The sequence below is a fragment of the Vibrio sp. Isolate33 genome (assembly GCF_022397895.1).
GTDB lineage: Bacteria > Pseudomonadota > Gammaproteobacteria > Enterobacterales > Vibrionaceae > Vibrio > Vibrio pomeroyi.
Map to the genome: position 1 here is coordinate 575,542 of NZ_JAKEUP010000002.1, position 21,137 is coordinate 596,678.

At 45.2% G+C, this 21,137-nt stretch carries 24 protein-coding genes; 18 read left to right on the plus strand and 6 right to left on the minus strand.

Going from position 1 to position 21,137, the window contains the following annotated elements:
- Nucleotides 1-7: 7 nt before the first annotated feature.
- On the minus strand, nucleotides 8-934 hold the full coding sequence (locus L1D37_RS05850; protein WP_017631741.1) for a chemotaxis protein CheV: 927 nt from the start codon (nucleotides 932-934) through the stop codon (nucleotides 8-10).
- A 77-nt stretch (nucleotides 935-1,011) separates the two neighbouring features.
- Here L1D37_RS05850 and flgA point away from each other — a divergent pair, with 77 nt between their 5' ends.
- The 3 genes from flgA (at nucleotide 1,012) to flgN (ending at nucleotide 2,742) form a co-directional block, all read left to right on the plus strand.
- Entirely contained in the window at nucleotides 1,012-1,758 is a 747-nt protein-coding gene (gene flgA / locus L1D37_RS05855; protein WP_026084342.1) for a flagellar basal body P-ring formation chaperone FlgA, read from the plus strand.
- A gap of 178 nt (nucleotides 1,759-1,936) precedes the next feature.
- A complete protein-coding gene (gene flgM, locus L1D37_RS05860; RefSeq protein WP_017631743.1) occupies nucleotides 1,937-2,254 on the plus strand; it encodes a flagellar biosynthesis anti-sigma factor FlgM in 318 nt (105 codons plus the stop codon).
- Between the two features lie 62 nt (nucleotides 2,255-2,316).
- Nucleotides 2,317-2,742, plus strand: a complete 426-nt coding sequence (gene flgN, locus L1D37_RS05865; RefSeq protein ID WP_239847220.1) for a flagellar export chaperone FlgN — start codon at nucleotides 2,317-2,319, stop codon at nucleotides 2,740-2,742.
- Between the two features lie 270 nt (nucleotides 2,743-3,012).
- Here the strand turns inward: flgN and flgP are convergent, their stop codons facing one another.
- Complete coding sequence (gene flgP / locus L1D37_RS05870) at nucleotides 3,013-3,444, minus strand: flagellar assembly lipoprotein FlgP (protein WP_016791311.1); 432 nt, start codon at nucleotides 3,442-3,444, stop codon at nucleotides 3,013-3,015.
- Nucleotides 3,445-3,453: 9 nt separating this feature from the next.
- On the minus strand, nucleotides 3,454-4,089 hold the full coding sequence (locus tag L1D37_RS05875; RefSeq protein ID WP_016791310.1) for a FlgO family outer membrane protein: 636 nt from the start codon (nucleotides 4,087-4,089) through the stop codon (nucleotides 3,454-3,456).
- Nucleotides 4,090-4,281: 192 nt separating this feature from the next.
- Here L1D37_RS05875 and L1D37_RS05880 point away from each other — a divergent pair, with 192 nt between their 5' ends.
- A complete protein-coding gene (locus L1D37_RS05880; RefSeq protein WP_176681822.1) occupies nucleotides 4,282-5,415 on the plus strand; it encodes a flagellar assembly protein FlgT in 1,134 nt (377 codons plus the stop codon).
- A gap of 139 nt (nucleotides 5,416-5,554) precedes the next feature.
- Nucleotides 5,555-6,061, plus strand: coding sequence for a hypothetical protein (locus tag L1D37_RS05885; RefSeq protein WP_016791308.1), 507 nt, complete (start codon nucleotides 5,555-5,557; stop codon nucleotides 6,059-6,061).
- 125 nt (nucleotides 6,062-6,186) lie between these two features.
- Here the strand turns inward: L1D37_RS05885 and L1D37_RS05890 are convergent, their stop codons facing one another.
- From L1D37_RS05890 to L1D37_RS05900, 3 genes are read right to left on the minus strand one after another with little or no spacing between them, the layout of a single operon-like run.
- Nucleotides 6,187-7,428, minus strand: coding sequence for an NAD(P)/FAD-dependent oxidoreductase (locus L1D37_RS05890; RefSeq protein WP_239847221.1), 1,242 nt, complete (start codon nucleotides 7,426-7,428; stop codon nucleotides 6,187-6,189).
- A 25-nt stretch (nucleotides 7,429-7,453) separates the two neighbouring features.
- Nucleotides 7,454-8,527 (minus strand): methyltransferase, encoded by a 1,074-nt coding sequence (locus tag L1D37_RS05895; protein ID WP_239847223.1) that lies wholly within the window; start codon nucleotides 8,525-8,527, stop codon nucleotides 7,454-7,456.
- A gap of 29 nt (nucleotides 8,528-8,556) precedes the next feature.
- A complete protein-coding gene (locus L1D37_RS05900; protein ID WP_019824137.1) occupies nucleotides 8,557-8,946 on the minus strand; it encodes a hypothetical protein in 390 nt (129 codons plus the stop codon).
- A 72-nt stretch (nucleotides 8,947-9,018) separates the two neighbouring features.
- Between L1D37_RS05900 and L1D37_RS05905 the strand changes: the two genes are divergently transcribed.
- The 13 genes from L1D37_RS05905 to L1D37_RS05965 all read left to right on the plus strand — a co-directional run bounded on the left by L1D37_RS05905 (nucleotide 9,019) and on the right by L1D37_RS05965 (nucleotide 21,136).
- Nucleotides 9,019-9,801 carry a beta-ketoacyl synthase chain length factor gene (locus L1D37_RS05905; RefSeq protein ID WP_239847224.1) on the plus strand — a complete coding sequence of 261 codons (783 nt, stop codon included), beginning with the start codon at nucleotides 9,019-9,021 and terminating at the stop codon, nucleotides 9,799-9,801.
- The gene (locus L1D37_RS05910) at nucleotides 9,802-10,572 is read left to right on the plus strand and encodes a lysophospholipid acyltransferase family protein (protein WP_239847225.1); all 771 of its coding nucleotides are present in this window, start codon (nucleotides 9,802-9,804) and stop codon (nucleotides 10,570-10,572) included.
- Nucleotides 10,573-10,677: 105 nt separating this feature from the next.
- Complete coding sequence (locus tag L1D37_RS05915; protein ID WP_004736154.1) at nucleotides 10,678-10,938, plus strand: phosphopantetheine-binding protein; 261 nt, start codon at nucleotides 10,678-10,680, stop codon at nucleotides 10,936-10,938.
- Between the two features lie 10 nt (nucleotides 10,939-10,948).
- Nucleotides 10,949-11,206 (plus strand): acyl carrier protein, encoded by a 258-nt coding sequence (locus L1D37_RS05920; protein ID WP_004739745.1) that lies wholly within the window; start codon nucleotides 10,949-10,951, stop codon nucleotides 11,204-11,206.
- Nucleotides 11,206-11,763: a septation protein IspZ gene (locus L1D37_RS05925; protein WP_239847226.1), complete on the plus strand. Its 558-nt coding sequence runs from the start codon at nucleotides 11,206-11,208 to the stop codon at nucleotides 11,761-11,763. The genes L1D37_RS05920 and L1D37_RS05925 overlap by 1 nt, the downstream gene beginning before the upstream one ends.
- A gap of 6 nt (nucleotides 11,764-11,769) precedes the next feature.
- Nucleotides 11,770-13,158, plus strand: a complete 1,389-nt coding sequence (locus L1D37_RS05930) for an AMP-binding protein (RefSeq protein ID WP_239847227.1) — start codon at nucleotides 11,770-11,772, stop codon at nucleotides 13,156-13,158.
- Nucleotides 13,159-13,246: 88 nt separating this feature from the next.
- Complete coding sequence (locus L1D37_RS05935) at nucleotides 13,247-13,609, plus strand: 3-hydroxyacyl-ACP dehydratase (protein WP_239847228.1); 363 nt, start codon at nucleotides 13,247-13,249, stop codon at nucleotides 13,607-13,609.
- Nucleotides 13,602-15,401 carry a glycosyltransferase family 2 protein gene (locus L1D37_RS05940; RefSeq protein WP_239847229.1) on the plus strand — a complete coding sequence of 600 codons (1,800 nt, stop codon included), beginning with the start codon at nucleotides 13,602-13,604 and terminating at the stop codon, nucleotides 15,399-15,401. Before L1D37_RS05935 ends, L1D37_RS05940 begins: the two co-directional genes overlap by 8 nt.
- Complete coding sequence (locus L1D37_RS05945) at nucleotides 15,379-16,923, plus strand: aromatic amino acid ammonia-lyase (protein WP_060467269.1); 1,545 nt, start codon at nucleotides 15,379-15,381, stop codon at nucleotides 16,921-16,923. Before L1D37_RS05940 ends, L1D37_RS05945 begins: the two co-directional genes overlap by 23 nt.
- A gap of 72 nt (nucleotides 16,924-16,995) precedes the next feature.
- Nucleotides 16,996-17,499 (plus strand): acyl-CoA thioesterase, encoded by a 504-nt coding sequence (locus tag L1D37_RS05950; RefSeq protein ID WP_239847230.1) that lies wholly within the window; start codon nucleotides 16,996-16,998, stop codon nucleotides 17,497-17,499.
- Complete coding sequence (locus tag L1D37_RS05955) at nucleotides 17,486-18,172, plus strand: outer membrane lipoprotein carrier protein LolA (protein WP_239847231.1); 687 nt, start codon at nucleotides 17,486-17,488, stop codon at nucleotides 18,170-18,172. Before L1D37_RS05950 ends, L1D37_RS05955 begins: the two co-directional genes overlap by 14 nt.
- The gene (locus tag L1D37_RS05960) at nucleotides 18,144-20,516 is read left to right on the plus strand and encodes an MMPL family transporter (protein WP_239847233.1); all 2,373 of its coding nucleotides are present in this window, start codon (nucleotides 18,144-18,146) and stop codon (nucleotides 20,514-20,516) included. Before L1D37_RS05955 ends, L1D37_RS05960 begins: the two co-directional genes overlap by 29 nt.
- Complete coding sequence (locus tag L1D37_RS05965) at nucleotides 20,513-21,136, plus strand: DUF3261 domain-containing protein (RefSeq protein ID WP_239847235.1); 624 nt, start codon at nucleotides 20,513-20,515, stop codon at nucleotides 21,134-21,136. The genes L1D37_RS05960 and L1D37_RS05965 overlap by 4 nt, the downstream gene beginning before the upstream one ends.
- Nucleotide 21,137 lies beyond the last annotated feature (1 nt).

The following is a 21,137-nucleotide window of genomic DNA, read 5'->3' on the forward strand; positions in this document are numbered from 1 at the left end:
GTCTCTTTTAGTTAGTTAACGCAGCTTTAACCGCTGCACCAAGCTCATCAGGGTTGAATTTCGCGATGAAGGAGTTAGCCCCTACGCGCTCAACCATGGCTTGGTTAAATACACCACTCAATGATGAGTGTAAAATTACGTATAAATCTTTCAATTCTGCGTGACGACGAATCTCAGCAGTCAGCGTGTATCCATCCATTTCTGGCATTTCGATATCTGAAATCACCAATGAAATCTGGTCGTAAATGCTGCCCTCGGCTGACATCTGCATCAACTTCTCGTAGGCTTCTTTACCATCTTTCACTGAGATAACTTCAAAACCAATTGACTCGATAGCGCGTTGAACCTGCTTACGAGCAACCGTCGAATCATCAGCAATCAAGATACGGCGAACCAATTCTTTTTCTTGTTCTACTTCTGCGATTTCTTCAGCAATTTTGCTGTCCATTGTTTCATCAACAGGTGAAATCTCAGCAAGAATCTTTTCAACATCTAGAATTTCGACTAATTCATTATCGATGTTGGTTACCGCTGTCAGGTAGTTGGCTTTACCTGCGCCATCTGGCGGCGGAAGAATCGATTCCCAGTGCATGTTAATAATGCGCTCAACTGAACTTACCAAGAAACCTTGAATAGTTCGGTTAAACTCAGAGATAACCACAAAACACTTTTCAACATCCGTTGTAGGACGGCCACCAATCGCTAAGCTCAAGTCGATCACAGAGATCGTTTGGCCACGAATGTGTGCGACACCTTTAACCAGTGGGTTCAAGTTTGGCATCTTCGTCAGCTTAGGGCACTGAAGCACTTCTTTTACTTTAAAAACATTAATGCCGTAACGCTGACGCCCCATTAGGCGAAAGGTTAGTAATTCTAATCGGTTTTGACCGACGAGTTGCGTACGCTGATTCACCGAATCAAGAATACCCGTCATGAGCTCATCTCCATATCAAACTTTTTTGTATAAAAAGTGTTAGTCTACTGCAGGCTACGAACCACCAGAGAAACGGAATGACGTATTATAAAACAAATTTGCCACCTCTTTCCATAGCAATGTGTAGAGCTACTTTTAAAACTGTCGCTAAGTTTATCGGCATTTTATCAATATTGTTTAGTTTTTTTGTGCAAGCTGCGACCCCAGAACAAATTGAGATGATTCAGTCTGCGGCGGAGCAACACATCCTTGATACGGTAGAACAGCCACGAGGCGGCGAACTCTTTGTTAATTCAGCAAATGTTGACTCAAGAATCAAAGCAACAGACTGCCCAATCCCTCTCGAGACAAGTGCCTCAACCACCACTAATACCCGCAGCAGTATTACGGTTTTAGTGCAATGTGTTCCTGATGAGTGGCGAGTTTATGTGCCGGTGCGTCTTTCGATGTCAGTTCCGCTTGTGACGACAACCAGAGCACTCGCGAGAGGCGAAATTGTTGGTCAATACGATGTGACCACCGCGATGATTTCTCTTAACAAGTTTCGTCGCCAAGGTTTCACCGCTCCAGAGCAAGTCGTCGGTGCCAAGGTTAAAAAGAACCTAAGACCGGGTGACGTTGTCGAAAGAGGTGATATTTGTGTCGTATGTCGAAACGAGAAGGTTATCATACAGGCTGTAAAAGGTGGCATGACCATTACTACCAAGGGCACAGCACTTACCGATGGTTCGATGGGCGATCAAGTAAGAGTGAAAAATGATAAATCACAGCGTATAATTGAAGGAATTGTTACCAGCATGTCTGAAGTCACGGTTTACTTTTAACTCTTTACTTCTAAATTGACGGTATCGTTAGTAATTTCGCTCTCAACTCTAACGCTGAAAATCACAGCGGGTGTGTTTGGTCCCTTTTCGACTATTAAGCTAAAAATTGCTAAAGTATTCGAACCCTTGGTCGATATTGACTGTACAGGTTCCCATTTTTGAAGAAAAAGGCTTAACTATGGCAGGCATTGATAATATTCGTTCAGGGCAAACCCTAACGACCACCAACCGATCAGCAGTACGCTCTGATTCTAGTTCTGAGGCATCACGTTCTGATGTGTCAACTAAATCACCAGCAAGCAAAGATGCGGTTTCTCTAAGCCAACAAGGCAAAGCGATTGGTCAACTCCATCAAGACATGGCAGCACAGCCAAGCTTTGATTCCGTAAAAGTAGCAGCGATCAAAGAAGCAATTGCGAACGGTTCATACACGGTTGATCCAGAAAAACTGGCTGACAATATGATCAAGTTCGAAAACGAATTAAAAGGTCTTTAAGCACTAACCCTTAGATTAAGTGGTTAACTTAAAGCACACGAGGTTATTGATAGGTTTACGTTATGGCGGCACTAGCAGATTTAGTTAATTTTCAACTTCAAAATGCCAAAGCCTTATCTGAATTATTAAGTTCAGAGAAAACCGCGATCACGAGCCGACAATCCAATGATATTGAGCGAATCGCCAAAGAAAAAGTGGTTCTTGTCGAACAGCTAAGATCAACCGATCAACGCATCGAAGCCCATACCAATATCTCAGAACTGACCGAGAATCCTGAACTGGCTCAGTTAGTCTCAACCATCAAGTCCATAGTGCACGATTGCCATCAAGCGAACCTGGTTAATGGCGAAGCCTTGAATCGAGCACACCTTAGCTTCAAAAAACTCAGCAATATGATGCAGCAAAGCCACGGTAAAATTGGCATGACCTACAATGCCGGTGGACAAACGCATACTATCTCTACGCTGGGAACCAACGTAAAAGCCTAGTTAAGTCGCCCTTTTCAGTAATACCCCTTATTAACCTTCTGCCTGTATCTGTATCTGTATCTGTATCTCAGACTATTCCTGTCGTTATCCTTTATCAAAATTCCGAATCAGCCTTTGAACGCTCTCAAAAAATCGATAAACAAAAAAGCGGCAAGTATTTTCATACTTGCCGCTTTTACATTCATATTAGTTATTGGTTGCCGACACGCCATCTGGAAAGCGAGTGACAGCCAATATCTTTGAATAGAATATTCGATTCAAACACCGAAACTAGAACAGCGTTTGTTGTCTCTTCTCAGGTACTGCCTGAACTTCACCGTAGTTACGGAGCTGATCCATCTTACGGATGTCTAACTGAAGCTCGGTCACGTAGCTATCACCCACAGGGTAACTGCGCACGACCTCAGCACCACGGATAACACCATCAACCGCACCGGACGTACGTTCAGTGCCAAGGCGTTGATCTTCAAGTTCAGCACGACCGCTTACTCGCATGCCGTAAACCTGTTCAGCCAGCTCACGATAAGCATCGATCTTAGAGGCTCTCATCGCACGGATACGTCTCTCTTCGTCGTTACGACCTTTCTGCTCACTGATACTCGCGTAGCCAACAGCTACTAAGAAATCATCAGGTCTCATGCTTTGCAATGGCTGACAACCGACAAGCAATAAAGCGGCAACAACAAACATTAACTTCTTCATCTCGAACTCCTAAGGGCGAAGAATAACAGTATAAGGTTGGCTGATCGTTGGGTCAGAACGAATGATCACGCCATCTTGAGTTCGAATACTGTTCAGAGTATCGAGGTCACGACCAATACGGTCAGCAGGCAAGAAGCCTTGTGCAGAAGCCACCACAATACGTGTTTGCATGCCAACCACACGAGCATTCACTAGAACACCGCCTTCTTGGCGAAGCATAGTGCCTGTCAGCACGTATTGAACGTCTTGCTCTTGAGCCAAGTCTTTCCAATCACGGCTTAACGCAAAGTCACCTTGGTGAGTCACTTGGATAGAACCCGTGGTTTTAAAATCAACAACCTTGAAGCCGCGACGCTGAAACTGATGAATGAAACCTTCTGATACTGAGTTACCGAGCCAGTTTGTTGTGTCCATGTGTTGTAGGTCAACAAACGAGGTAATCGCAATCGGTGTTCTTGCTGAAATACTCGTGTTCGACACGATCAAATCTTCGGTCATGCTTTCAACGAAAAAATCCATGGTATGACGAGGGCTGTCCATCAACATAAACTGACTGCCTGAATACTCAGACTTGCCGTTGTAGATTGGCGAATAAGCGCATGAGGTCAATAACATGACACTCACTACTACGAGCCATTTTTTCATTCTCTTATCTCCAGATAGTTTTAGTGCTACCTGTTCCAATATGTTCTCACCATTATTCTTTTCAATGGATTACAATGTTGGAACAGTCTTTGCTTTTCATTAATGGTTCAGATTAAGAAAAACGCACTTAAGTCAGCTTCAAGCTTATAGTTATTTGTTAAGCAATATTTATACCCAACTGGTAACGAATAGATGAAAAAAATAATTTCTTACTTATTTTCAATAAGTTCACTGATAACCATAAGCTTCAGTGCTCATGCCTCTTGGTATGAAGTTACCGGTACAGCAGCGATCGTATCGACAGAAGAAAGTGCAAGAGTCCACGCGCTGGAAGACGCGGTTTACAAGGCTGTTCAGTTCTCAGGCGCTGATATTGGCAGTATCTCCAACCTCACGCCCTATCTAGATTCGAGCAAGAAAGAGTTCCAGTTTACCAACCACGAAGTACGCTACATCTTGGTTGATAAAGAGAGAACACGCGGTGGCAATTTAATGATCACCGCAAGGATCGACATCTATCCTTCGGCAAATGCTTGCCATGAGAGCCAATATAAGAAAACATTTTTAGTCGGCAATATTGATGTGGCATCGCCTCAACAAGCCGTGATGGGAAGAATCTATAACATCGGCGATGATTTCAGCCATGTGGTTGACAGACAGCTAGCGCAAGAATCTCGCAGTTTTGTATCTGTCGGCACAACCAACTATGACATCGACAAGCGTCGACCTGAAGTGATCAAAATGATCGCTCAAGATACAGGCGCGCAGTACATCATTGGCGGCGACATTACCGACTTAACGGCGACCATCGAATCTAAGCTTTTGAAAGACGATGTTATCAACCGTCAGTTCGCACTCGAGATGCAAGTGTTCGACGGTAAAACAGGTCACCAAGTTTACAATCGTAGCTATCGTGAAGTGGCTAAATGGCCATTTGCTAAGACCAGTGAGGTCGATACACGCAGCGCACGCTTCTGGGCATCCACTTATGGCAGCATGATGCTTCGCGTCAGCCGTAATATCATGTTGGACTTGGAATCAGAAGTATCGTGTAAGATCACTCTTCCAGAGGTTGCGGCGGTCTACGGCAATACAGTGACCATCGATTTAGGCCGAATGCATGGTGTTCAGCAAGGTGACAAGCTTCAGTTATGGCACACAGGTTCGTTTATCGACCAACGCGGTTTGCCACGCAACAAGGTTTCTCAAAGTGACATCACGCTAACAGTTTCTCGCGTTTACGAAAACGAAGCGGAACTGACGATTGATCAGCCAAGCCTTGCGGGAAGCATACAAATTGGTGATGTGATGCAGAAAATCATGTAGTTAGCGACACGCTCGTCTCAGAGTTTCTAATAAAGCCTTAGCAGTTTTGTTAAGGCTTTATTTTTTTCATGATGATTAGTTTCGGTTTTAACGTATTTGTCGTAACCTTATTAATAACATAATCATCATTTAGCAAACTATGAGCCAGAATAATCTAATTGGTGCTACCGGTTACCGCTTTATCTCGAAAGGTAAAACCGCTTTTAAGATCCACATTCATACACCCGAAGACACTGTGCTACACAGATCTGTCGGCTTTGTTCGTATGGGTGAAGACAAGGCACTGAAGAAAACCATTAAGTTAAGAGATGAACTGGGCAGAGAGCTTTGGGGTAAGTTTTGGCCTAAAGTCCTCAAAGAGCCCTACTTGATGACGCGCCTACCTCATAGTTTAGAGCCTAAGATTGTATTCAAACCCAACCCAACACAGAGTGACCCCGAGCATCGTGATGAGTGCTATATAGCCAAATGGCGCGTGTTCTCTGAGAATGGTGATTACAAATACAAAACTAAGGTGTGCTCAATCAGAAAGCACGGTCGACTTGCCGCGTATAGCCAAACCAAACGCGCACTGCTTGATGCTCACAAAGATGTGATTGATCTGCTCGTTTTTATGGGTCGATTGAACAGCATCGACTTGAAGTAACCTTCGCTCAATTGAATTGACTTCCCATATTTTCAGATACAAAAACAGCCGCATTTGCGGCTGTTTTTATTTTTAGGTTAGTCACCCTAGTGATTGAAGATATTCAATCACACTGAATCGACCACCTAGCTTCGGCAGATCTCTGCTAATGTCGTCAATCGACGCTGTGAGTCTTTCACATAAGGATTGGTTTGATCCCACGCGTAGCCCGCCAAAATAGAGCACACCATTTGTTTAATCTTCGGGTTTGGATCTTGATAGAAAATCACATCCTGCAAGGTACCTGAGTACCACCCTTCGACATAGGTTCTAAAGGTGTTTACACCAACCATCAATGGATCGGCATAATCGCGTTCCCAATCAACCTTCTCACCGTTAAGCTGCTTTTCCACACACTCAACCGCAAACTGAGCCGACTTCATCGCAATCGTTACTCCCGATGAAAACACAGGATCAAGGAACTCACCCGCATTACCGAGCAATGCGTATTTGTCTGTCGCAAGATGCTTCACGTTAGCTGAATAGCCACCGATTTCACCTGCAGGATTTGGGTACTCAGCGCTTGCCAGTATCTCAGCCAAACCCGGTTCTTCCATTGCCAATTGCTTAATCGCGGCAATCTTATCTTGTGGGTAGGATTCAAAGAACTTAGGCTCCCCTACCACACCAAATGAAGACACTCCGTTGCTAAACGGTATCAACCAATACCAAACATCAGGGTTGGTTGGGTGCACCGAGATCAGAATTTTATTTCGGTCATATTCAAGGTCGGTATCCACTTCTGCAATATGATCGTTGATGTGCGTGAAAATAGCTTTGCGAGGAGGAAGCGATGACGGCTCTTCCAAATCAAGCATTTTCGGTAGTACTCGACCAAAGCCACTGCCATCCAGCACGTACTGCGCTTCTAGCTGATAGCGCTCTCCATCAAGAACTTGAACCTCTAAAATGGTACTGTTGTCGGTGAAATTAATGCCCATCAACTCATGTTGGTAATCAATAGCGACCCCCTGCTCCTCGGCAGTGTCTGCTAACACCTTATCAAAGGCGCCGCGCTGAACCTGAAAGGTAGTTCCCGGCCCAGCAGAGAACTTATCTTCAAAATTAAACGCGGTATAAACGCCATTTTTGCGAAAGGCTGCGCCATCTTTGTATTGGAAGTTGGCGTTGATTACTGCGTCAGTCATCCCAGCCTGTTCAATCACTTCCATGCAAGCGGGTAACAAGCTTTCGCCAATAGAAAAGCGCGGAAATACGCTTTTTTCAATCACTCGAACATCGATGCCTTTTTGATGAAGCAAAGACGCAGCAATAGACCCTGATGGCCCAGCTCCGATGATCACTACTTGAGTTGACAGTTTTTTCATTAATTTAAGCCATGTTTGTTATTTTTTATTGCGCGCCAGCTTTCAATTCAAGCAGTGTATGACCAAGACCGATATAGTCGGTACGGGTCACCACTTCAAAGCCAGCTTCTTCAACGATCTCTAAGAAATCTTCACTGCGGTAAAAACGGCTGTTGCCATTGGCCAAGCACGTAAAGTACAGCGAAGTCGCATTTAAACTATAAGAAGCCGCATCGTATTTCTGTGCATCCCAGAACAGTTCAAGGATATAGACCGTCGCCTCTTCTGACATATGAGAGCGAACACGCTTTAATATGCTCAGAATCTCCATTGGCGAGAAGCAATCAAGAAATTGGCTCATCCACCACACATCCGCGCCTGTCGGCAACGCTTGCTGTTTGTCGAGCATGTTGGCAGGGAATGGCGTTACTCTATCTTGGTGACCATGTTGCTTAGCGTTTGCCATTGCCATTTCTAGCTGCTGCGGAAGATCGACAATGGTGACTTCAACGTCTGCATCGTGATTGCAGCACTGCATTGCCCATTTACCCGTGTTACCGCCAATATCCACCAGCGTTTTAGGTTCCTTGCTAAAGACCTTCTCGAGCAGTACAGGGAATGAACGATCGGAATAGAAGTGATCAAACTTGAACCAGCTCTCTTTTGCTTTTTCTGGCAATTGAGACAAGCCTTGGTAAATAGTTTCCCAATCACCCAGCTCTTTTAAGCCTGCAGGTGTACCTTCTTCAATCGCTTCCGTTAAATGCATCATCGCGGCGTAACAAACATCAGCAGTGAAATCCATGTTTGCGTTCGTCATGCCATCGTGCAGAAGGTAGAAGCCAAGGTTAGCCATTTTATAGTTAGGCTTTTCCCAAGTCACAATATGAGCACTCAACGCCATATCAAGTAGAACTTTCACGCCGTACTCGGATACTCCGGTTAATTCAGAAAGCGTCTCTGCTGGTAAACCATCACTACCCGCATCATCTAAGGCTTTTAAAATACCTAAATCACGAAGTGTACGAGCAGTGTGAAAAACAATAGGAGCGAAAGACAATTTTTGAGCTTCTGTTTTTGCTTCTAATGCATTGAATGGATCTAATTTATATTCCGACACGAAAAACCTAACTTTAAAATAATAGAGGGTTACTCTGCAGCCATTTGTGCAAGCTTACGTTTAATATCAACGTTTAAGTTATTAACCCAGCGGTTGTAATTACGGTGTATTTCACCATCGTCATACTTCAAATTCTCTGATTCAACGTAAAGAATAGAGTAAAACTTGTCGCTATAAGGAATTTCAACCACAGCATGGTGTGAGCGAACATACAGTTCTGCACGGATCAAGCCAGGTTTTATTTCTGAAACCAACCAGCCTCGATTCTCAGCCGATTCATAAATAGCTGATTTCACCTGTTTACTTTGAAGATTAAGTGCAACTGGAGTATCCTCAACATTCATTACAGGTTGGACACGTCCACACCCTGCAAGAACGAATATGAATAACATTGAAACGGCTATTTTTAGTAATTTCATTTAAATTCCTTATCTGTGTTTATTTATAAGCACGCATAGTATTTAGTTAGACCCAAAGCAAATCAATACTCTATGTCAAATCAGTCCCAATTAATGTCGTTCAATATTGAGAAATGGTCTGCAAATTCTGCCGGTCTCAATTCCGATGCCGAATGGCAAGCGTGGAGCACTCATTTAGATTGGCCACAAGACGGCTCAACGGAATTCAAAGCGATCCCTCCTATGATGCGCCGCCGAATGAGCCTACAAAGTAAGCTTGCCGTCCAAACCGCATTAACGCTATTAAAAGACACCTCGATTGATTATCTGGTTTTTGCCAGCCGACACGGTGAACTGCACCGAACCGCCACATTGATTCAGTCGATATTGGAAGGTGACGATGCCTCACCAATGGCGTTCTCACAGTCGGTACACAATACCGCAGCCGGGCTAACCACCATTGCCGCAAAAGCGCCGATTCCATTGACCTCTATTGCAGCTGGGCAAGATACTTTCCATAACGCTCTGATTGAAGCCTATCTTTACCTTCACCAATACCCATCGCATCGTGTGTTAGTTATCGATTTCGACCAGCCTCTGCCTGAGCTCTACCAAGAGTTCGAAACTCAAAGCTATGCCGACTATGCGCTGGGGTTAGTGCTCACCTCTGGCGATGACTACTCGGTATCAAGAGCCACATCGATATCAAGAAACGTATCATTATCAAAAGCCGTAGCTAGCGAAAACTCAGTAGCTGAATTGCCTCAAGGCCTGCAAGCGCTACAGAATATCCTTCAGAACTCACAGAGCTGGACAGTAGCAGGCAAACACCAAGATTGGACTTGGGTAAATAACGCAAAAGCCGGAGCAGTATAAATGAGCAAGGTCGACCAATATTGGCGAGTATTCGCGACAGGCCTCTGCTTTACCATCTTCGGATTAGGAGGCTTAGTGCTTAGCTTCTTGATCTTGCCATCGATCGCTCTCATTACTTCAGACACCATTCAACGAGAGCTTAAGGCTCAACGATTGATTCGTTTTTCATTCAATGCGTTCTGCCAGATCATGAAATTCACCGGCGCGATTGATTACCGAATTGATGGCGCGGAACTACTGCGAGAAGATCGCAACTGCATCATCGTCGCCAATCACCCAAGCTTGATTGACTATGTACTGATCGCCTCTCAACTTCCTCAATGTGATTGCCTCGTTAAAGCAGCCATTTGGAAAAACCCATTTATGAAGAGGATCGTCAAAGCCGCTGGATATATTCCCAACCAAACACCTGACGATCTTTTAGAACGCTGTGAAGAACGCTTTTCTCGTGGAAACGTACTGCTTGTTTTTCCCGAAGGAACTCGCACAACACCCGGAATTGAACCATCCTTACAACGTGGGGCGGCACAAATCGCGACTCGAACACAAACCGATTTACGCGTGATTCATATTACAGTTTCTCCGACATTCTTAACGAAAGAAAAAAAATGGTATCAAGTTCCTGCTACGAAACCCTTTTTTCATGTCGCGGTGAAAGGTAAAATAGAAGTCGCACCATTTATTGAGAATTCGAATAATTTAACTTCGGCAGCAAGACGCCTTAATCATCATCTTGCACACACTATTTTCCCTTCCGAAGAAAACATTTAGTTCCTCAATATAACAGCAGGCGATATCGGCATTTCGAAAATACCTCGCATAATGTAGAATCGCCCCCTTAAAGCAGCATTTAGATAAAGCATTAAGTAGGCCAAAGTGGAAACATTACACAACGAACTGAAACAACTGATCATCGACGCATTGAACCTTGAAGATATGAGCATCGATGAGATTGAAACGGAAGCTCCACTATTTGGTGATGGACTTGGGTTAGATTCTATCGATGCGCTAGAGCTTGGTCTTGCTATCAAGAAAAAGTACAACATTGTTATCGATGCCGACGACTCAAACACTCGCCAGCATTTTGCATCGGTTGAAAACCTAGCGAACTACATCTCATCTCAAACGAACAACTAGACAGATCTTTATGACACAAGCGAACCAACAAGAAGTATACAACCAGGTTAAAGATGCGCTTATCGAGCTGTTCGAGCTTGACGCTGAAGATATCACGCCTGAAGCTCATCTTTATCTTGATCTAGACCTAGACAGCATTGATGCGGTTGATTTGGTCGTTCATCTACAGAACGTAACAGGTAAGAAGATCAAGCCTGAAGAGTTCAAAGCAGTACGCACCGTTAATGACGTTGTAGAGTCTGTGGTTGAACTATTGAAGGACGCATAATGCGTCCTCTGCTGACTTTACTGTCGGCAATCATACTTTTCACTTATCCAATAGCGGTTTACTTTGGACTCAACAAGTTTGGCCTACAAACCGTGGGTATCGCCTTGGCCGCTATCTTTGCTGTCCGCATTTTTACTGGCGGTCAGGCTAAAATCAAAGAGCTAAAACACCTAGCTTGGATCAGTGGAACTGCCGGTATTGTTCTGCTGGCCTTAGGCTTAGCCTTTAAGCAACATGGCTGGCTAACCTATTATCCCGTTATCGTTAATGTTTGTATGCTGGTCGTATTCGCTTCAAGCCTATGGCAACCACAAACGATTATCGAGCGCCTTGCTCGTCTTCAAGAGCCTGAACTTCCGCAAAGTGGCGTTGATTACACGCGAAAAGTCACCAAAGTTTGGTGCTTGTTCTTTGTTATCAATGGCTCTATCGCCCTTTACACCTGCTTCCAACCTCTTGAAATATGGACCCTATACAATGGCTTACTCAGCTATCTGTTTGCTGGGTTACTCTTTGCAGGTGAGTGGGTAGTAAGACAGCGCATTCGTCAGAGTTAAATTGTTATGACCCAAACCGTATTTTACACCTCGTTGTCTGAACTTCTCAGCCAGAATAGAGCCCCTGAATCTATTGTCTGCTTTGACGACAATAGTGAGATTACGTGGCAAACATTTAACGACGACTTATCTCAACTCGTGCACCTTTTACCTTCATCCCCTTTTCAACGAGTTGCGATTTGTACCCAAGATAGCTACCTATTTTCGGTGGCATTTCTGGCGTGTGCAGCAGCCAGTAAACACATCATCTTACCGGGCAACTACCAGCCTTGTGCGCTTGCAGAGTTAAATGAACAGTTTGATTGCCTGCTAGTTGATGACTCGATTGGCGAAGTTGAGGTGAGTGACGTTCGCAATATCCAAACCTTATTGGACTCAAGCACCGAAGTACAAAAGCCTCTAACCGATGATCTTACGACCATTGATTTGGCAACTGTCCCATTAACTCTTTTTACTTCAGGTTCAAGTGGCACGCCAAAAGCGATAGATAAAACGTTAGAACACCTAGATATTGAAACCGCTCAGTTAAATAAAAACTGGGGCAAATTACTCAAGGGAAACCGAATCCAAAGCACCGTTTCTCATCAACATATCTATGGTTTACTATTTAGAATCTTATGGCCACTCTGCTCTGGTGTTCCATTTGCTCGAAACAACCTAGAATACCCTGAACAAATTCTGTCTCATGCCAATAAAAACTGTGTGCTCATCAGCAGCCCTGCGCTACTCAAGCGACTAAAGCACGAGACCAACAAGGTACAACTTGCAGGAATCTTCTCTTCGGGCGGTCCATTGCCTAACGAGTCGGCTCACCAGTCACGAGATCTACTTGGTCATTTACCTATCGAGGTGTTTGGCAGCACAGAGACCGGTGGCATCGCATTTCGTCAGCAAGAGAGCGCTCAAACTCCTTGGCAGCTTTTTGATTGTATTGAGGCTAGTCTCAACAGTGAGAATTGCATTAAGTTATTGTCGCCATATATCGATAAAAACAACTGGTATCAAACCGCCGACGAGTGCGAAATGGTCTCAGATAGTCAATTCATATTGAAGGGTCGAACCGACCGAGTGATCAAGATCGAAGAGAAACGAGTATCACTGGTTGAAGTGGAGAAACGACTGGAGCAACTGCCTTGGATAAGCGAGTGTGTAGTGATTCCATTTGAGGAACCTGAGCGATTAATCTTGGCCTCTGTTTTGGTATTATCAGATGAAGGCCAAGCGAGATTATCGACCATGAGTAAAGGTAAATTCTGGTTGATGCTACGTACAGAACTCAGAAAGTGGTTAGAGCCAATCGCTATCCCAAGAAAGTACCGTATTGTTGATGAGATTCCTCTCAACAGCCAAGGCAAGCGATTAACATCTCACATAGAACAGCTAATAAAATCATAGAAACCGCTGATCGTATTTTACACTGAGACTATCTTTTTATATTTTTGTCAAAGAACCAATATTTGCCCAAGGATTCTAAGCACGCCCTATGGATAAAAGAAAACCAAACATCATTGCTGTAGACACGCTAGATAATGAATCGACCCTGACACTCCATGTTAGCGCAGATATCACCGATTTTAAGGGGCACTTCAAGAGCTTCCCTATTCTACCGGGCGTCACACAAATCGATTGGGCACTTCACTACGCTGTCCAAGAGCTAAACGTCCCTGGTTTCTTTAAAGGTATGGAAGTCATCAAGTTCCAAGAGCCTATCCTGCCTGATGCTACAATCCAGTTATCACTCAAATGGGATGCTGACAAAGACAAGCTGAGCTTCAGTTACACCTCAAACAACGGTGAACAGACCCACTCTTCAGGCAAAATGAAGCTGGGAGAGAAAAGTGAATAGCGCTCCCGTCGAGGCTACTTCTCAAGACCAAACAAAAGAAAGCAGCTACAAGGCTTGCTTCCTTATCCCATGCTTTAACCATGGCGCAACCATGCCTGCTGTGGTCTCGTCGCTCCATCACTTTGAGTTGCCGATCATCATCGTCGACGATGGCAGTGAACTCACCACAAAACAGTTTCTGGCTCCCCTAGCAGAGAATTCAAACGTAACCTTGGTCACGCTTGAACAGAACCAAGGCAAAGGCGGCGCAGTAAAAGCCGGAATCAAAAAAGCACAACAACTCGGCTTTAGCCATGCCATTCAGATTGATGCTGACGGACAACACGACCTTGAATCCTTACCAGTATTGATTGAGGCATCACAAGCTAAGCCACAACGTCTAATATCAGGCCAGCCTGTCTACGACGAGAGTGTGCCTAAAGCAAGGCTCTACGGGCGTTATGCGACACACATTTGGGTATGGATAGAAACCCTTTCTTTATCAATTAAAGACAGCATGTGTGGCTTTAGAGCGTACCCAATCAACCAAACACAAACGGTACTGAGCAAGTACGATGTTGGTTCGAGAATGGACTTCGATATCGAAATTCTAGTTCGCCTGTATTGGGAAGGTTGCGACATAGACTTCGTTGAAACTCGAGTCATCTATCCTGAAAACGGCATTTCCCATTTCGATGCATTGTGGGATAACGTCAAAATCAGTTGGATGCATACGCGTCTTTTCCTCGGCATGCTGCCAAGAGCACCAAAACTGATTGCTCGCCATTTCAAATCCGATTCAGCTGATAATAACCAAAGTTTATCGACGGATTCAGAACCACAAGCTTCTGAACAACCCCACTGGTCTCGCACTCAAGAACGCGGCACAGTATTAGGCATCAAGCTGTTATTGACCATCTATACCTTGTTAGGTCGCGGTGTGTTCAACCTCATTCTGCGTGGTGTGATGCGTTACTACCACTTAACGGGCAAGCGAGCGCGAAACGCTTCTGAGCAATACTTGTTTCAACTAAAGGCGTACGCAGAGCAACAGAACATAGAATTACCTGCAGAGCTAACTAGCTATAACCACCTGCTTTCGTTTGGGCATACGATGCTCGACAAGCTTGCGGCATGGAAAGGCGATTTCTCAGCGGAGAATCTCACTATTCATGGCCAAGACCAATTCGAAAACATGGTAGCAAACCAGCAAGGTGTGCTGATTTTAGGCTCACACCTAGGCAACATAGAATTGTGTCGAGCTTTGGGTCGCAGACACTCGAACATCAAAATCAATGCTTTGGTTTTTACAGAGCACGCTGAGCGTTTTAACTCTGTGATGAAAGCCGTGAACCCGCAGTCTGACTTAAACTTGATTCAAGTGACTTCTATGGGGCCTGATACCGCTATCCTTTTACAACAGAAGTTAGAGCAAGGCGAATGGATCGTGATTGTCGGTGATAGAACTTCCACCAGCAAAGAGAGCCGCTCGGTATGGGCTGAGTTCTTAGGTAAGGAAGCCCCGTTCCCTCAAGGGCCATTTATGTTAGCCTCTGTACTCAAAGCACCCGTATTTTTGCTGTTTGGGTTACGTGACGATTCGCAAGAAAAACCGCACTTTAATGTCTATTTTGAGCATTTTAGCGACAAAATCGAGCTACCTAGAAAGACACGCGAACAATCTTTAAAGCAAGTCGTTCAACAATACGCAGACCGACTTCAGCACTACACACTGAAAGCACCGCTTCAGTGGTACAACTTTTTTAATTTTTGGACATTGAGCAAGCACCATGACGAAAAAGAATCCAAATAGCATCACCTTTGGTGCCGAACGCCTCACGATTGAGGACGTTGTCGCTATCTCACAAGGCGCTAAAGCCTCGATGAACTCAAGTGAAGCATTCACATCTAAGATCGACCGTGGTGTCGCTTTCTTAGAACGCCTACTTAAAGAAGAAGGCGTGATTTACGGCGTAACAACGGGTTACGGTGACTCTTGTACGGTTGCGATTCCGCCAAGCCTTGTCGATGAACTGCCTCTTCACCTAACACGCTTCCACGGCTGTGGCTTGGGTGAAATACTGTCTCACGAGCAAGCTCGAGCAGTTCTTGCAACTCGTCTTTGTTCGCTATCACAAGGCGTCTCTGGTGTGACTCACGATCTGCTTAACCAGATCGTTACCCTAATCAACCAAGACATCTCACCGCGTATTCCTCAAGAAGGATCAGTGGGTGCCAGTGGCGATTTAACACCTCTGTCTTACTTAGCAGCCGCACTGATTGGTGAGCGTGATGTCATCTACAAAGGTGAAGTGCGCCCAACCAGTGACGTCTACAAAGAGCTAGGCATCAGCCCTATCAAGCTTAAGCCAAAAGAAGGCTTGGCGTTGATGAATGGTACGTCTGTGATGACGGCACTAGCTTGTATCGCTTACAAGCGCGCGGAATATCTAGCTCAGCTATCGACCAAGATCACCGCTATGGTATCTGTCGGTATGCATGGCAATGACTTCCACTTCGATGAAGCGCTGTTCGCAGTGAAACCTCATCCAGGTCAACAACAAGTTGCGGCGTGGTTACGTGATGATTTGCAAGCGGATCGCCCGCCACGTAACAGTGATCGCCTACAAGATCGATACTCTCTGCGTTGTGCTCCACATGTTATCGGTGTGGTTCAAGACTCTCTACCTTGGCTTCGCCAGATGATTGAGAACGAACTAAACAGTGCCAACGACAACCCGATTATCGATGGTGATAACGAGCGCGTACTGCACGGCGGACACTTCTACGGTGGTCATATCGCAATGGCGATGGATACGCTAAAAACCGCAGTAGCGAACCTTGCAGACCTGCTTGATCGCCAAATGGCGCAGCTGATGGATTACAAGTTCAACAACGGTCTGCCATTTAACCTAACGGGTGCTGAAGGCGAGCGCAAGCCAATCAACCACGGCTTCAAAGCGGTACAAATCGGCGTGTCAGCTTGGACAGCAGAAGCATTAAAACATACGATGCCTGCAAGCGTATTCTCTCGCTCAACTGAGTGTCACAACCAAGACAAAGTGAGCATGGGTACTATTGCAGCCCGTGACTGTTTACGCGTTCTAGAGCTAACCGAACAAGTAGCGGCAGCTTCTCTTCTGGCTGGTACGCAAGCGCTTGAGCTTCGTAAACGCCACAATGAGCTTGATGAGCACCACATGAGTGAGAACCTCAAGCACATTCGCGACGAAGTACTGAAAGAGTTTGAGTTTATAGTCGAGGACCGCCCGCTGGAAGGCGATCTACGCCACTTTATTTCTCGTATTCAAAGTCAGCACTGGTCACTTTATTAAAAGAACTTTACTCATAGAGTAGTTAACCTCATAAAGTAGCTACCCTTTACACAATATTGTTGAGAGCGATTTATGTCTGAAATCCTTCATCCATTACAATCTGAGGTGGCGCTTATCACCTCATTCCAAGATGCCGACCCAATGGGCGTGATTTATCACGGCAACTACTTCCGTTTTTTTGAGGAAGTAAGACGTATCATGATGGATAAGATTGAGTACAACTATCATGAGATGAAGGATTCTGGCTACATGTGGCCTATCATCGATACCCGCGTGAAATACATTAAGGCGATACCGTTTAATCACAAGATTAAGGTCACAGCGAAACTCACCGAGTGGGAAAACCGCCTTCGTGTCGATTATGAAATTCATGATGCTCTAACCGGCGCTCGAATGACACGAGCACACACCATGCAGGTTGCCGTGACCATTGAAGAACAAGAGATGTGTTTCGCTTCTCCGAAAGTGTTTACCGATAAAGTCGAGCACTGGCACCAGTTCGGTTGCTTACCTCTAGCTGCTGAACATCAATCTCAAGCCTCTAACCCACAACAGGTGAATCATGAGTCTGTTTAAACGCAGTCGTAAACACATTAGCGTCTTGCTGTTAGGACTCGCTGCGATGATGGCAAGTAGCCTTGCTACTGCTAATCAGAACACAGCTGCCGTCGGTTCTATTTCAGAACTTCAAATGGTGTTGAGTGAAAATAGTATTGTTCGTGGCGAGTTTACTCAAACACGCAATATGGAAATGTTTGCCCAACCTTTGACGTCGCAAGGTACATTCCTATTAGACAAATCAAGTGGTTTACTCTGGACGCAAACCACACCGTTTCCGGTGAACTTAGTGCTTACCGATAACAAACTGAGCCAAAGATTTGCTGATCAACCCGCTAAGATCATCACTGACAAAGAAAACCCAATGGCGTTTTACTTCAGTCATATTTTCCTATCGGTGTTCCACGGTGATACGCAAAAGCTTCAAGAACAATTCTCTCTGTCGTTCGAGCCTGCAGCGATACAAAGCCCAGACGAGAATACAGGCAACAATTCATGGACACTTATCCTAACGCCCAAAAATGCGCCAATGAATGCAGTATTTGAAGCCATCACGCTACAAGGCAACAGTGATATTGAGCGAATCGAGCTAAAAGAGATTCGTGGGGACAGCACGGTGATCGAGTTCAGCCAGTTAAGCCATCAACCGGAAGTATTGTCAGATGCCGAAGCGCAACAATTTCAACTCTAAGCTTGCCCTTGTTTGGCTAGTTATCGTGGTGCTTTTTAGCGGACTGTTGATCAAACAGTTCGCTTTTTCTTCTTCAATGCCCATCGAAAGCAACATCATGAAATTGCTACCTGAGAATCAGCAAGATCCTATGGTTGAACAAGCTTTTCAGCAGATTTCCAACTCGATGAGTGAGCAAGTAGTGTTCATCTTGAGTGGCTCTGATATCAAGAGCACCATGGCAGCAACCCAAGCCTTTGAGAAATCGCTCAATCAAGACGCATTTTCTGACAGTTCAGTTCTCTTCAAACATGTTCAAGGCAAGATCAATGCCAGCACACAAAGCCAATGGAGTGACTTCTATTTTCGTCATCGCGCTCAACTGCTGACCGAACTACAGAAAGGAACATTAACTCATGCACCAGAATCGCGTGCTCAATATGTGGTTCAATCCTTGTACAACCCTTTTTCAGGTGTGACAGCGACTGAGTTAACCTTAGACCCGTTCCTGTTATTTCGTGACTATATAAGCGAGGTTGGCACCCGTTCGAGTAACTTTGGGATTAAAGAAGGTTATCTAACCGCACAATCACAAGATCAATCACACATTCTTGTTACCGCGACGTTAGCTGGCTCTCCTTATAGCCTAGCGATTCAAGAACAACTTCCTGCATTAGACGCTTTAGAACGAAAAATCGAGAAGCAGTTTGACGTCAAAGTTCAGCACACTGGTGTGGTTTTCTACGCAAATTACGGCACCCAAAGTGCAAAATCTGAAATCAGTACCATTGGCTTAGGCTCATTGGCGGGCGTGATTCTATTAGTGTGGTTGACGTTTCGTAGCGCACTGCCGCTTGCCTTGTCTTTGCTCTCAATCAGCACGGGATTATTGGTCGCACTGGCGAGCACCGTCGCCATCTTCGGTAAAGTCCACCTATTCAGCTTGGTGTTTGGCGCAAGCTTAATTGGCGTATCCATCGATTACTCTTTTCACTACCTCACTGACCGTTTGGCAGCAGGAAGCCAGTGGCAGAGTGACAAAGGCCTAAAGCATATCTTCATCGCAATCACTCTCGGCTTAATCACCAGCTTAATAGGATACCTAGGGCTGCTGGTTGCACCCTTCCCAGGCTTACAGCAACTCGCTCTGTTCTCATCCATCGGGCTTATTGCCGCGTATGCCAGTGTGGTGTGTTGGTACCCAGTATTGGCATTCAAACCAAGTCAAGAACGAGCGCTTCCGTTAACTAACCTTTGGTGCACATGGCTAAACTTGTGGAGCAATCCCAAATTTAGGATCGGCTTACCATTGGCAGTAACCTTGGTGAGCTTGGCTTCAATCACTCAGGTTCGTTACGACGACGATATCCGCCAACTTCAAGCGATGCCTGAACAACTCAAACAACAAGAGCAAGCCATCTCAGAAATCTCTGGCCTAGGTAGCGCTCAAAACATGCTGTTAGTGACGGCGAACAGCAATCAGGCGTTACTGAACAAATTAGCGTTGATCAGCTCGGAATTAGATTCGTTGGTCGATCAGCAAGTTATCTCAGGCTATCGCAGCGTCAATCAGCATCTGCCAAGTGAGCAAGAGCAACACGACAACTATCAGTTGGTTAAAAAACTCTACGCTAACCAAAGCGCGACCTTACAAACCACACTCGGTTGGTCGAGCTTCCCAGAGCTACCAAAATACCAACCGATCACACTGGATGAGTTTTTGGCGTCTCCGGTATCTGAGCCGATTCGCCCACTTTGGTTGCAACCAATCGATAACCAAGCGGCATCGGTCATCATGATCAAAGAGGTTACTGATTCTGAGTTATTCTCAAATTGGTTAGATTCAAACTTTGCTCAACAACAAGGCGTGAAATACCTCAATAAAGCAGATGAGATCTCATCTCTGTTCGCTGAGTACCGCGTTAAGATTACCGAGCTGTTACTGATAGCATTAGCGGCTATTGGCATGGTGTTAGCTTGGCGCTACGGCGTGAGACAAAGTCTATTGATGCTGCTGCCGTCATTGATTGCCGGTGTGGCCGGTTTAGCGGTCACAGGCATTTTAGGCTCGACACTAAACCTATTTAACCTGCTTGGGCTGATTCTGATTTTAGGGATTGGTATCGACTACACCCTGTTCTTTGCTGAGCAGAAAAAGTCACTGAGTACCTTACTGGCGATCACCTTGTCTGGTCTCACAACGCTGCTTTCATTTGGCCTTCTGTCACTGAGTCAGACTCATGCCATTCATAGCTTCGGTATTACCGTGCTAACAGGTATTTTCGTAGCATGGTTACTTTCACCACTCGCAATCAACAGCGAACAAACCACAGAAAAAAGTAAACCTCGCGAGGCCTTTAGATGAACAACACAATCAAGATAGCACTCGCCGTCGTGCTAGGGTTACTTCTCAACGCCTGTTCAATGGTTTCTCAACAACCGACAGGTGCAAGTGTCGCAATCGACAAAGACACCGAGCTAGCCTTGCCGCAGCCTACGGAGCTGGGATATTCATTGACGGCAAGCCAGCTGATCAGCGCAACTTGGCAAGACGACACCCAGCAGTTACCTGTTCAAGTTGAAGTCACTCCCGAAAAGGTCGTTTTAGCGGGCTTCTCTTCTTGGGGTACGCGTATCTTATCGCTGCAATACCAAAACCAAGCTATTGAAACACAAGTGCTATCTGGTCTTGGGGCTACACTGCCTCAACCCGAACAGGTACTGTTTAATTTAATGCTTACCTTGTGGCCTGCAGAAGCATGGGCTCAGCCTCTGCAAAGTATCGGCTGGCACTTGGTCGACACAGACAACAGCCGCACCGTGTTTGATGACAACCAGCAGGCAATCATTCGAATTGATTACCAAGCAGCTCCTGGTACACACAAAACCAAAGGTAATATTGTCTTCAAACATTTGACCCAAGGCTACACCATCACCATACAAACGTTGAACTCAACGATTGTCGATAACCCAAGTAAGAGCTAAA